The sequence below is a fragment of the Pseudomonas sp. P105 genome (genome assembly GCF_032614175.1).
GTDB lineage: Bacteria > Pseudomonadota > Gammaproteobacteria > Pseudomonadales > Pseudomonadaceae > Aquipseudomonas > Aquipseudomonas rhizophila.
In genome coordinates, this window is sequence record NZ_CP126693.1 from 288,520 (window position 1) to 301,065 (window position 12,546).

Consider the following 12,546-nt stretch of genomic DNA (forward strand, 5'->3'; position numbering starts at 1 on the left):
AAACCTCAGACCAGGCCGCCGTTGGCTCGCAGGATTTGCCCGTTCACCCAGCCGGCGGCCGGGCTGACCAGGAAGGATATGATGCTGGCGATGTCCTCCGGCTGGCCGAGGCGTTCCAGGGGCGGCATTTTGGCGAAGTTCTGGATCTGTTCTTCGCTCTTGCCATGCAGGAACAGTTCGGTAGCAACCGGGCCGGGCGCCACGGCGTTGACCGTGATCTGGCGGCCGCGCAGTTCCTTGGCAAACACCTGTGTCAGTGACTCGACGGCGGCCTTGCTGGCGATGTACACCGAATAACCGGGCAGGTTCAGGCCAACGGTGCTGCTGGAAAAATTCACGATCCGGCCACCGTCGTTCAAACGGGTTGCGGCTTCGCGCAGGGTGTTGAAGGTGCCGCGGGTGTTGATGCCGAACGTCTGGTCGAACAACTCGTCACTGTGCTGGGCCAAGGGCATCACTTGCAGGGTACCCGCGTTATTGATCAGCACATCCACCTTGCCCAGTTGCGCTTCGGTTTCATCGAACATCCGGCGGACGTCGACGGCAGAGGACACATCTGCCTTGATCGCTATGGCTTGGTGACCGGCCTGGCGCAATTGCACCACCAGCTTCGAGGCTTCGGCGGCGCTGTTGGCGTAGTTAATGGCGACGGCATAGCCATCGAGGGCCAATTGCTTGGCGATTTCGGCACCGATGCCGCGGGAAGCGCCGGTTACGATGGCGACTTTGGCGGTTGGAGAGGGCATAAGGGGGCTCCTTTTGAAGTGGATGACGCCAGATTCACATGTTTACCCTCAGCGATAAATGCCCGACGGCTGCCTTGACTGTTCAGTAATTACAAACAATACGCGCGCTGCATGACGCCTCGTTGATTGGCCGATGCGTGGCCAATCTGCGGCAGATCACCTGCGCCGGCAGCCAGCCCCCACACCTGATATGCGAACTTTCGGCCTGACGGATGCGTCTGTGAGGTGTTAGCGTGCCCCTTGTACCAGCCACCCGAACAGAGAGCCTTTCGATGACCTACACCGCTGCCGAAAACCGCTACGAGTCCATTCCTTACCGCCGTGTCGGTCGCAGCGGGCTGGTGCTGCCGGCGCTGTCGCTGGGGTTGTGGCACAACTTCGGCGACAGCACGCCGATCGACACGCAGCGTTCCCTGCTGCGTACGGCGTTTGACCTGGGGATCAATCACTTCGACCTGGCCAACAACTACGGCCCGCCCTACGGCAGCGCCGAGATCAATTTTGGCCGCTTGCTGCGCGAAGACTTCAAGCAGTACCGCGATGAGTTGATCATCTCCAGCAAGGCCGGTTGGGACATGTGGCCGGGTCCGTACGGCCAGGGTGGCGGTTCGCGCAAGTACGTGTTGGCCAGCCTGGACCAGAGCCTGCAACGCCTGGGCCTGGACTATGTGGATATCTTCTATTCCCACCGCTTCGACCCCGACACCCCGCTGGAAGAAACCGCCAGCGCGCTGGCCACGGCCGTGCAGCAGGGCAAGGCGTTGTACATTGGCATCTCTTCGTATTCCGGGGTGAAGACCCGGGAAATGGCTGCGCTACTCAAAGAGTGGAAGGTCCCACTGCTGATCCATCAACCGGCCTACAACCTGCTCAATCGCTGGGTGGAAAAGGATCTGTTGGACGCCACCGATGAACTGGGCACGGGTGTGATTGCCTTTACGCCGTTGGCCCAGGGCCTGCTGACCGACAAGTACCTCAAAGGCATTCCGGCCGATGCGCGGGTCAATCGCCCGGGTGGTGGTTCGTTGCAGGCTTCGCACCTGTCGCAGGAGAACATCGCCCATGTGCGCGCCCTCAATGAAATTGCCCAGCGTCGCGGGCAAAGCCTGGCGCAAATGGCCCTGGCCTGGACCCTGCGCGACGCACGGGTAACCTCTGCGCTGATCGGCGCCAGTCGGCCGGAGCAGATTATCGAGAACGTCGGGGCGTTGAAGAACCTGAGTTTTAGCGCTGAAGAACTGGCGCAGATCGACCGGTTTGCCCAGGAGGGCGGGATCAATCTGTGGGAGAAGCCTTCGTCGGCGGAGTAGTTACTTTAGCCAATCAGCCGATTCGCCAGAAATGGCCGGCTGTACACAAAACCCTGTGGGAGGGAGATTGCTCCCTCCCACAGGTGTTCGCTCGTCGGCGAGGTGTGCCTAGTTACTGATCGCCAGGATGCTCGCTTGGTACGCCCCGACAAACACATCGAAATCCCCCACTTCGTTCTGCTCAAGCTCGGCTTGCTGAGCCAGGGATTGACGAGCGTTTTCTTCGAATGCGCTCTGTTCCTGGGCAGGCAACGGCTCGGCGCGGAAGAATTCGGCGTGGGCCTTGCTCTGGCGCAGGGAGAACTGGGCGAAACTTTCCTGGTGTTCTGCCATGGCCGCCAGCACTTGGGCGGAGGGGGTCAGTGACGGGTCCCGCACCTTCGCCAATTGCGCGTCCAGTGCCTGGCGGTGGGCGTCGCCCCCCTGGCTCTCGTCGAGCAGCGAGGCCAATGGCGCGATCTTCTCCAGAAGCTCGATAGCCCAGGCTTGCATGTCCACCGATTGCCCTTGGCGTTGCAATTGCAAACCTGGCCGACGGCCTTCCTTGACCACGGTCAGGAAGTTGTTCGTCGCATTGCTGCATTCGTTGTTTTCCAGGAGCGGACTGTCGTTCAGACCGCAATACAGCAGGAACGCATCGAGGAAGCGCGATTCGGTGAGGTCGATGCCCATCGGCAGGAAGGGGTTGATGTCCAGGCAACGGACTTCGACGTACTGGATGCCTCGAGCCATCAACGCCTGGATCGGGCGCTCGCCGGTATAGGTCACGCGTTTTGGGCGGATGTTGGAGTAGTACTCGTTTTCGATCTGCAAAATATTGGTGTTGAGCTGCACCCACTCACCATTCTTATGCGTGCCGACTTCGACGTAGGGCGCGTACGGTGTCGCCACCGCCTTGCGCAGGCTGTCGGTATAGCTTGCCAGGTCGTTGTAGCAGGGGGTCAGGCCGGCCTGGGCGTTGCTTTGGTAACCCAGGTCGCTCATGCGCAGGCTGGTGGCGTACGGCAGGTACAAGGTGTCCGGATCCAATTGTTCCAACTGGTGCGCACGGCCGCGCAGAAAGCCGGCATCCAGAGCCGGAGAGGCACCGAACAGGTACATCAGCAACCAGCTGTAGCGACGGAAATTACGGATCAGCGCGATGTAGGCCGATGACTGGAAATCACGATCGCTCGCTTCAACGGCTTCGGCCTGACGCAGCAGCGGCCAGAGTTTTTCCGGCAGGGAAAAGTTGTAGTGGATCCCGGCGATGCATTGCATGGTCTTGCCATAGCGCAGGGCCAGACCCTGGCGGTAGACATACTTGAGCCGACCGATGTTCGAGGTGCCGTAATACGCGATCGGGATGTCTTCCTCCGCCGGCAGCGGGCACGGCATCGAAGGGCTCCACAGGTACTCGTTGCCGAGCTTGCTGTAGGCAAACCGGTGGATCTTGTCGAGGCTGTGCAAGGTATCGGCCACGTCAGCCTGGGCCGGGGTGATGAACTCCAGCAGCGACTCGGAATAGTCGGTGGTGATCTGCTCGTTGGTCAGCGCCGAGCCCAGGGCCTCGGGGTGCGGGGTCTGCGCCAGATGCCCTGTGTCCGTGACGCGCAGGCATTCACGTTCGATGCCGTGCAGGCACTGCTCGAGCTGGGAGAGGTTGGCGCGCTCGCCGAGCAGAGCCAGGCGGCGGTTTAAAAGGTCGCTCAAGTTGAATTCCTTCACGCGTCAGTCGCCCCAATATGGGGGTGGTCACGACGGTCTACAAGGGTGAAGTTAAAACTGGCGTTTTCGCCTGGTTTTTGTGTGGCCAAAGACAATTCGTCGCGGCCCTCTGTGGGAGCGAGCCTGCTCGCGATAGCGGTATGTCGGTCAACTTTACATTGACTGGTCCACCGCTATCGCGAGCAGGCTCGCTCCCACAGGGGATATCGACACCGCATTCGCAGCGCCGAAATTAACCCAAATCGATGACAGGGAGCTATAGGACTGCGAACGTGCCTTGTGCTTTTGCGACCAGTTTGTCGCCTTGCATCACCTCGGCCTCAACCACCAGCGTGCGCCTACCCGGGTGGATGACCCGGGCCGTGCAGAGCACCTCACCGTCGGAAACGGCGCGAATGTAGTTGATCTTGCATTCGATGGTCGCGCTCTGCTGGTCAAAGCCGTGGACACTGGAACAAGCCAGGCCCATGGCGATGTCCACCAGGCTGAACAGCGCGCCGCCGTGCAGCTTGCCGCCACGATTGCGCAGCGGTGGCTCAAGGCTCAGGGCGACTTGCGCCACCCCGTCCCCCAGGCTGTGCAGACGGCAGCCGAGCAGCTTGAAAAACGCGCTTTCCACCAACCCGGCTGGCGCGTCCATCAGCGTTTCTTCAACTGCTTGGCGTTGGCGAACAGCGAGGCCATGGCGTTGTTCGCCGGGGCCGCAGTGGTGGTTTCCTTGCGCGGCGCGGTGTTCTGCGACTGGCGCGGTGTCGAGCCCGGACGAGCGCCGCGGGCACCGTCGACCTTCTCGCCCGGTGTGTCGCTCATGCGCATCGACAGACCGACGCGTTTGCGCGGGATGTCGACTTCCATGACCTTCACTTTCACCACATCACCGGCCTTCACCGCTTCGCGCGGGTCCTTGATGAACTTCTCCGACAAGGCGGAGATGTGCACCAGGCCATCCTGGTGCACGCCGATGTCGACGAAGGCCCCGAAGTTGGTGACGTTGGTCACCACGCCTTCGAGGATCATGCCCGGCTGCAGGTCCTTGAGGTCTTCGACGCCTTCCTGGAACTCGGCGGTCTTGAACTCGGGGCGTGGGTCGCGGCCGGGTTTCTCCAGTTCCTGAAGAATGTCGGTCACGGTGGGCAGGCCGAAGGTTTCGTCGGTGAATTTTTTCGGGTCCAGGCGCTTGAGAAACGCGGCGTCACCGATCAGCGAACGGATGTCGCGGTCGGTCTGGGCGGCGATGCGTTGCACCAGTGGATAGGCCTCAGGGTGGACAGCCGACGAATCCAGCGGGTTGTCGCCGTTCATGACCCGCAGGAAACCGGCGGCCTGTTCGAAGGTTTTTTCACCCAGGCGCGGGACTTTCTTCAATGCGGCGCGGGTCTTGAACGCACCATGTTCGTCGCGGTGGGTGACGATGTTCTGCGCCAGCGTGGCGTTGAGGCCCGAGATGCGCGCCAGCAGCGCTACCGAAGCGGTGTTCACGTCCACGCCCACGGCGTTTACGCAATCCTCCACGACGGCGTCCAGGCCCCGGGCCAGTTTCAACTGGGAAACGTCGTGCTGGTACTGGCCGACACCGATGGATTTCGGATCGATCTTCACCAGTTCCGCCAGCGGGTCCTGCAGGCGACGGGCGATGGACACCGCCCCGCGAATCGACACGTCCAGGTCCGGGAACTCCTTGGAGGCCAGTTCCGACGCCGAATAAACCGAAGCGCCGGCCTCGGAAACCATGACCTTGGTCATCTTCATGGCCGGGTATTTCTTGATCAGTTCGGCGGCCAGTTTGTCGGTCTCCCGGCTGGCGGTGCCGTTGCCGATGGCGATCAGGTCCACCGAATGCTTGGCGCATAGCGCGGCGAGCACGGCGAGGGTCTGGTCCCACTTGTTATGCGGCACATGGGGGTAGACGGTGGCATGGTCCAGCAGCTTGCCGGTGGAGTCCACCACGGCCACTTTGCAACCGGTACGCAGGCCCGGGTCCAGGCCCAGGGTGGCGCGCGGCCCGGCCGGTGCGGCCAGCAGCAGGTCGTGCAGGTTGTGAGCGAAGACGTTGATCGCTTCTGTCTCAGCGTTGTCGCGCAGCTCGCCCAGCAGATCGGTTTCCAGGTGGGTGTAGAGCTTGACCTTCCAGGTCCAGCGCACCACTTCGGCCAGCCATTTGTCGGCGGCGCGGTTCTGGTTCTGGATGCCGAACTGCTGGCCGATCATGCCTTCGCACGGGTGCATGGTGCCGGGCAACTCATCGCCCACCTTCAGCGCGGAGCTGAGAATGCCTTCGTTGCGGCCGCGGAAAATTGCCAGGGCGCGGTGGGACGGCATGCTCTTGAGCGGTTCGTCGTGTTCGAAGTAGTCGCGGAACTTGGCGCCTTCCTCTTCCTTGCCGGCGATCACGCGGGCGCTGAGGGTAGCCTCCTGCTTGAGGTAATTGCGCAGTTTTTCCAGCAGGTTGGCGTCTTCGGCGAAGCGTTCCATAAGGATGTACTTGGCGCCTTCCAGCGCGGCTTTCACGTCCGCCACACCTTTTTCGGCATCGACGAAACGCGCGGCTTCGGTTTCCGGGGACAGGGTCGGGTCGTTGAACAGGCCGTCGGCCAGCTCGCCGAGGCCGGCCTCCAGGGCGATCTGGCCCTTGGTGCGGCGTTTTTGCTTATAGGGCAGGTACAGGTCTTCGAGACGGGTCTTGGTATCGGCCAGCTTGATGTCACGCTCAAGTTGCGGGGTCAGCTTGCCCTGTTCCTGAATGCTGGCCAGGATGCTGACGCGCCGCTCGTCGAGTTCTCGCAAGTAGCGCAGGCGCTCTTCCAGATGACGCAATTGAGTGTCATCGAGGCTGCCGGTCACTTCTTTGCGGTAACGGGCGATAAAGGGCACCGTGGAGCCCTCATCCAGTAGCGCGACGGCCGCTTCGACCTGTTGTGGGCGTACGCCGAGTTCCTCGGCGATGCGGCTGTTGATGCTGTCCATAAAACCACCTGAAAAATTGTGAAATCAGACTCGTCACCGCAGAAACCGGGCTCGGCGAGACTGGTTGAGCGGCCTGGCGTGCGCCGCTGCCTGGGTCAAGAGGCTGCCTGTTGACCCGCGAAATTCAGAAAGTGCTGCCTGGCAAGGGAAAAAACGATGGGTCGGGATCACGATCCGACATTCCCTGGCACAAAAGGCCGCGCATTATAACCAGCGTTGCGTTCTTAGGGGGCGTCGTGGTCTGTAGGCTCGATACCCGGATGACTGGAGATAGAGGAAAAATCTGCTAACAATGCACACGGTGCGTATAACGGCAGCTAGGCCATAATGCGCGCCGAGATCAAAGGAGCTTCCTATGAGCAGCACTGCACAAACTGCTGAAGGCGAAAAAATTCTTATTGTTGACGACGATCCGGGGCTGAGCAGCCTGCTGGAGCGCTTTTTCGTCAGCAAGGGCTACCGTGCCCGCACCGTACCGAACACCGAGCAAATGGATCGGCTGCTGGCCCGTGAGGTCTTCAACCTGGTGGTCCTCGACCTGATGCTGCCAGGTGAAGACGGTTTGACAGCCTGCCGTCGCCTGCGTGGCGCCAACAACCAGATCCCGATCATCATGCTCACGGCCAAGGGCGATGAGCTGAGCCGTATCAAGGGTCTGGAACTGGGCGCTGACGATTACCTGGCCAAGCCGTTCAACCCGGACGAGCTGATGGCCCGGGTCAAGGCGGTGTTGCGTCGTCAGTCGGCCCCGGTGCCTGGCGCCCCGGGCAGCGAAGATGAAAGCGTGACCTTCGGCGACTATGAACTGTCCCTGGCCACTCGCGAGCTCAAGCGCGGCGATGAAATACACATGCTCACCACCGGTGAGTTCGCCGTGCTCAAGGCCCTGGTGATGAACGCCCGTCAGCCGCTGACCCGCGACAAGCTGATGAACCTGGCCCGTGGCCGTGAATGGGATGCGCTGGAGCGATCCATCGACGTGCAGATTTCCCGTCTGCGCCGGATGATCGAGCCTGATCCTTCCAAGCCGCGATATATCCAGACTGTCTGGGGCGTGGGTTATGTATTCGTGCCGGATGGCGCCGCCAGCAAGTGATCGGTGATTTGTAGGAGCGGGTGGCCTGGCGGGTTGAATTTCTTCCTGCAGGCGACTCGCGGTCCGTTATTGTGCGAGCATCGCTCGCTCCTGCAAGTGTGTAGCGGCTATTCATGAAAACCCCCGTTTGGTTCCCCCAGAGCTTCTTCTCCCGCACCCTCTGGCTGGTGCTGATTGTCGTGCTCTTTTCCAAGGCACTGACGCTCGTCTACTTGCTGATGAACGAAGATGTGCTGGTGGACCGGCAGTACAGCCATGGCGTTGCCTTGACCCTTCGAGCCTATTGGGCCGCCGACGAAGCCAACCGGGAGAAGATCGCCGAAGCGGCGACCCTGATCCGGGTGGTTGGCGCCGGCGTGCCGGAAGGCGAACAGCACTGGCCTTACAGCGAGATCTATCAACGGCAGATGCAGGACGAACTCGGCGCCGATACCGAAGTGCGCTTGCGTATGCACTCGCCTCCGGCGCTGTGGGTCCGTGCGCCGAGCCTGGGGGATGGCTGGTTGAAGGTACCGTTGTACCCCCACCCGTTGCGCGGCCAGAAAATCTGGAACGTGCTTGGCTGGTTCCTGGCCATCGGCCTGTTGTCGACCGCTTCGGCGTGGATCTTCGTCAGCCAGCTCAATCAGCCGCTCAAGCGTCTGGTCTACGCGGCCCGACAATTGGGCCAGGGCCGTAGCGTACGATTGCCCATCAGCGACACTCCCAGTGAAATGACCGAGGTGTACCGCGCTTTCAACCAGATGGCCGAGGACGTCGAGCAGGCCGGACGCGAGCGTGAACTGATGCTTGCGGGCGTCTCCCACGACCTGCGCACACCGTTGACCCGTTTACGGCTGTCGCTGGAGTTGATGGGCGAGCACACCGACCTGACCGATGAAATGGTCCGCGATATCGAAGACATGGACGCGATTCTCGATCAGTTCCTGGCGTTCATTCGCGACGGTCGGGACGAGTCCGTGGAAGAAGTCGATCTCAGCGAGCTGGTACGGGAAGTGGCCGCGCCCTATAACCAGAACTGCGAAAAAGTGCACCTGCGCCTGGAGCCGATCCAGCCGTTCCCGCTGCGCCGGGTGTCGATGAAGCGATTGCTGAATAACCTGATTGGCAATGCCTTGAATCACGCCGGCACGGGCGTCGAAGTGGCGGCTTATGTTTCCGGTGATACCAGCGCACCTTATGTGGTGCTCAGCGTCATGGACCGTGGTGCCGGGATTGATCCGTCGGAACTGGAAGCCATTTTCAACCCCTTCACCCGGGGCGACCGTGCCCGGGGCGGAAAAGGCACGGGATTGGGCCTGGCCATTGTCAAGCGCATCGCTTCGATGCACGGCGGCAATGTCGAATTGCGCAACCGCGCCGGTGGTGGTCTGGAAGCGCGGGTGAGGTTGCCGTTGGGGCTGTTGTTGCCTAGGGATGCGGTATAGGGATACACCCGTTTGCTCAAGAACTGATGTGGGAGCGAGCCTGCTCGCGATAGCAGTGGATCAGCAGCATTGATGTTGACTGACACGCCGCCATCGCGAGCAGGCTCGCTCCCACCTATGAGTTAACCCTTACCCTTGGTCCGGGTCATGTTCGGCCCGCCATTCTTTTCCAGATGCTCGATGATGATTCCCGCCACGTTCTTGCTCGTGGTGGTTTCGATCCCTTCCAGGCCCGGCGAGGAGTTGACCTCCATCACCAGCGGCCCGTGATTGGAACGCAGGATGTCTACACCCGCCACGGCCAGGCCCATGACTTTAGCTGCGCGCAGGGCAGTCATGCGCTCTTGCGGCGTGATCTTGATCAGGCTCGCGCTACCGCCGCGATGCAGGTTGGAGCGAAATTCCCCGGGTTTGGCCTGGCGCTTCATCGAAGCGATCACCTTGTCGCCGACCACGAAGCAGCGAATGTCCGCGCCGCCGGCTTCCTTGATGTATTCCTGGACCATGATGTTCTGCTTCAGGCCCATGAACGCTTCGATCACCGACTCGGCGGCCGTCGCGGTTTCACACAGCACTACGCCGATACCCTGGGTGCCTTCCAGCACCTTGATGACCAGTGGCGCGCCGTTGACCATGGCAATCAGGTCGGGAATGTCGTCGGGAGAGTGGGCAAAACCGGTCACCGGCAAGCCGATCCCACGGCGCGACAACAATTGCAGCGAGCGCAACTTGTCCCGGGAGCGGGCGATGGCCACGGACTCGTTGAGGGGAAAGACCCCCATCATTTCGAACTGGCGCAACACGGCGCAACCATAGAACGTTACCGACGCACCGATGCGCGGGATCACCGCATCGAATCCTTCCAGCGGCTTGCCACGGTAGTGGATCTGCGGCTTGTGGCTGGCAATGTTCATGTAGGCGCGCAGGGTATCGATCACCACCATTTCATGGCCACGTTCGGTCCCGGCTTCAACCAGGCGACGAGTGGAATACAGACGCGGATTACGCGACAGCACAGCGATCTTCATGCAACACCTGTGGCAGAGGTAGTGGACACCGGGAACACCGGCTTGTCTTGAACGTATTTGATGCCCGGATTGACCACCAACTGGCCGTCGATCAAGGCTTTGGAACCCAATAACAGGCGATATCGCATGGACTTGCGGCAGGCAAGCGTGAACTCGACTCGCCAGATCCGATCCCCCAGTGCCAGCGTCGTGCTGATCACGTAGCGAACCTGAGCGTGGCCGTTGGAGCTTTTTATCGTTTTGCGCGCCACCAATGGGGCTTCGCAGCGACGATGGCGCAACTGCACCACCGTTCCCAGGTGCGCGGTGAAGCGCACCCATTTTTCACCGTCGCGCTCGAACGGCTCGATGTCGGTGGCGTGCAGGCTGGAGGTGCTGGCGCCGGTGTCGATTTTTGCCCGCAGGCCCGCGACACCCAGATCCGGGAGCGCCACCCACTCGCGTAGACCGACAACGGTCAGATGGTCAAAAGTCTTCAATAAAAAAACCTGCGATCAGTACATCGGATCGTGGAGCCCGCGAATCGCGGTATTCACGCAGAATAATCACAAAATGGCGACAGTTATCTACACACCTGTTTCCGCTCGTAACCGATACCGGCCCGCATCGTGCCGCAAGTCAGTTCGGCCGACATTCTATCTGTCGGACCGAATTCGTGCGCTCGACAAAAACGGTAGTACAGTTCTGACTATTGGCTGAAAGAGGAATTGCAGTGGCACAAAAAAAGGAAGAAGACGACAAGGTCCGTCTCGATAAATGGTTGTGGGCAGCGCGATTCTATAAAACCCGCGCCCTGGCCAAGACCGCCATCGAAAGCGGCAAGGTCCATCACCGGGGCGAACGTTGCAAGCCGGGCAAGGAGCCTCGCATCGGCGACGAATATGTCATTCGCGCCGGGTTCGACGAAAAAACCGTGGTTGTCCAAGCCCTGTCGATCGTGCGCCGCGGCGCGCCTGAAGCGCAGGCGCTGTATCGCGAAACCGAAGCCAGTATCGCCAGGCGCGAAACCGCAGCCGCCCAGCGCAAGGCCGGCGCCTTGGGGGTCAGCACCGATGGCAAGCCCAGCAAGAAGCAGCGACGGGACCTGTTCAAGTTTCATGGCAGCAATAGCGAATAAAAGATCGGCAATTTGAGGTCGCAGTGCCTGTGACTCGGATGCACAGTCAGCCCCATCCCGTCCGACGAACCCTGGCCTTGCTTGGAACCCACCCGGAATGTCCATAAAATGCCCGTCATCCTTTGTCATCACCTCAGATACCAGACCCTATGACTGATTTGCCGGATACCGACTACACCCAACGCTTCATCTTCGATGACAGCGACACTCGTGGCGAACTGGTGGCGTTGGAGCGTAGCTACGCCGAAGTTCTTGCCAAGCATCCCTATCCGGAACCGGTCGCCCAACTGCTCGGTGAACTGATGGCGGCTGCGGCGCTGCTGGTCGGCACCTTGAAATTCGATGGCTTGCTGATTCTCCAGGCCCGTTCCGAAGGCCCGGTGCCGTTGTTGATGATCGAATGCTCCAGCGAACGCGAGATCCGTGGCCTGGCCCGTTATCACGCCGAGCAGATCGCCCCCGACGCGACCCTGGCCGACATGATGCCCGATGGCGTGCTGGCGCTGACGGTCGATCCAACCCACGGCAAGCGCTACCAGGGTATTGTCGATCTCGATGGCACGTCTCTGGCTGAATGCTTCACCAACTACTTCGTCATGTCGCAACAGACCAACACTCGCTTCTGGCTCTATGCCGACGGGCGGCGTGCCCGTGGTTTGCTGCTGCAGCAGTTGCCCGCCGATCGCCTTCGCGACCCGCAAGAACGTGACGCCAGCTGGCAGCACATCACCGCTCTGGCCAGCACCCTGAGCGCCGATGAGCTACTGAGCCTGGACAACGAAACCGTGTTGCATCGTCTCTACCATCAAGAGCAGGTCCGCCTGTTCGACGTTCAGCCGTTGCGCTTCCAATGCAGCTGCTCTCGTGAACGTTCCGGCAATGCGCTGGTCAGTCTGGGTCTGGAAGATGCGCAGCAATTGGTGATCGAGCATGGTGGCGCCATCGAGATCGATTGCCAGTTTTGCAACGAGCGCTACCTGTACGACGCTGCGGACATCGCCCAATTGTTCGCCGGTGCGGGTGTTGACACACCGTCAGATACTCGTCACTAAAACGGTTCAGCGCAGGTAAATCTCCTGGCAAACGCCGGATTTACGCCGTACTGACGGGAGGGCCCTACTTTTTTTGGGCTTTTCTGGCATAATCCGGCC

The 12,546-nt window shown here is 60.9% G+C and carries 11 protein-coding genes; 5 read left to right on the top strand and 6 right to left on the bottom strand.

Annotated features, from left to right (window positions below; translation table 11 throughout):
• Positions 1-5: 5 nt before the first annotated feature.
• A complete protein-coding gene (locus tag QOM08_RS01215; RefSeq protein WP_316912452.1) occupies positions 6-746 on the bottom strand; it encodes an SDR family oxidoreductase in 741 nt (246 codons plus the stop codon).
• 272 nt (positions 747-1,018) lie between these two features.
• Here QOM08_RS01215 and mgrA point away from each other — a divergent pair, with 272 nt between their 5' ends.
• Positions 1,019-2,056 carry an L-glyceraldehyde 3-phosphate reductase gene (mgrA, locus tag QOM08_RS01220; RefSeq protein ID WP_047226838.1) on the top strand — a complete coding sequence of 346 codons (1,038 nt, stop codon included), beginning with the start codon at positions 1,019-1,021 and terminating at the stop codon, positions 2,054-2,056.
• A gap of 108 nt (positions 2,057-2,164) precedes the next feature.
• Here the strand turns inward: mgrA and gshA are convergent, their stop codons facing one another.
• From gshA to QOM08_RS01235, 3 genes are all read right to left on the bottom strand, one after another.
• A complete protein-coding gene (gshA, locus tag QOM08_RS01225) occupies positions 2,165-3,748 on the bottom strand; it encodes a glutamate--cysteine ligase (RefSeq protein ID WP_316912453.1) in 1,584 nt (527 codons plus the stop codon).
• A 271-nt stretch (positions 3,749-4,019) separates the two neighbouring features.
• Positions 4,020-4,403 carry a PaaI family thioesterase gene (locus QOM08_RS01230; protein WP_047226840.1) on the bottom strand — a complete coding sequence of 128 codons (384 nt, stop codon included), beginning with the start codon at positions 4,401-4,403 and terminating at the stop codon, positions 4,020-4,022.
• A complete protein-coding gene (locus QOM08_RS01235; protein WP_139048808.1) occupies positions 4,403-6,727 on the bottom strand; it encodes a Tex family protein in 2,325 nt (774 codons plus the stop codon). The genes QOM08_RS01230 and QOM08_RS01235 overlap by 1 nt, the downstream gene beginning before the upstream one ends.
• A gap of 355 nt (positions 6,728-7,082) precedes the next feature.
• On the opposite strand from QOM08_RS01235, the gene ompR reads away from it, so the two are divergent.
• Together ompR and QOM08_RS01245 are read left to right on the top strand one after the other, a co-directional pair.
• Entirely contained in the window at positions 7,083-7,823 is a 741-nt protein-coding gene (gene ompR / locus QOM08_RS01240) for a two-component system response regulator OmpR (RefSeq protein WP_025211284.1), read from the top strand.
• A gap of 113 nt (positions 7,824-7,936) precedes the next feature.
• Entirely contained in the window at positions 7,937-9,250 is a 1,314-nt protein-coding gene (locus QOM08_RS01245) for an ATP-binding protein (RefSeq protein WP_047226842.1), read from the top strand.
• Positions 9,251-9,372: 122 nt separating this feature from the next.
• Here QOM08_RS01245 and rimK read toward each other — a convergent pair whose 3' ends face one another.
• Both rimK and QOM08_RS01255 read right to left on the bottom strand, forming a co-directional pair.
• A complete protein-coding gene (gene rimK, locus QOM08_RS01250) occupies positions 9,373-10,278 on the bottom strand; it encodes a 30S ribosomal protein S6--L-glutamate ligase (RefSeq protein WP_047226843.1) in 906 nt (301 codons plus the stop codon).
• Positions 10,275-10,739 (bottom strand): ATP-dependent zinc protease, encoded by a 465-nt coding sequence (locus QOM08_RS01255; RefSeq protein ID WP_171061301.1) that lies wholly within the window; start codon positions 10,737-10,739, stop codon positions 10,275-10,277. Before QOM08_RS01255 ends, rimK begins: the two co-directional genes overlap by 4 nt.
• 251 nt (positions 10,740-10,990) lie before the next feature.
• Here QOM08_RS01255 and QOM08_RS01260 point away from each other — a divergent pair, with 251 nt between their 5' ends.
• Positions 10,991-11,395, top strand: coding sequence for an RNA-binding S4 domain-containing protein (locus QOM08_RS01260; protein WP_139048810.1), 405 nt, complete (start codon positions 10,991-10,993; stop codon positions 11,393-11,395).
• A 149-nt stretch (positions 11,396-11,544) separates the two neighbouring features.
• A complete protein-coding gene (gene hslO, locus QOM08_RS01265; RefSeq protein WP_316912454.1) occupies positions 11,545-12,447 on the top strand; it encodes an Hsp33 family molecular chaperone HslO in 903 nt (300 codons plus the stop codon).
• Positions 12,448-12,546: the final 99 nt, after the last annotated feature.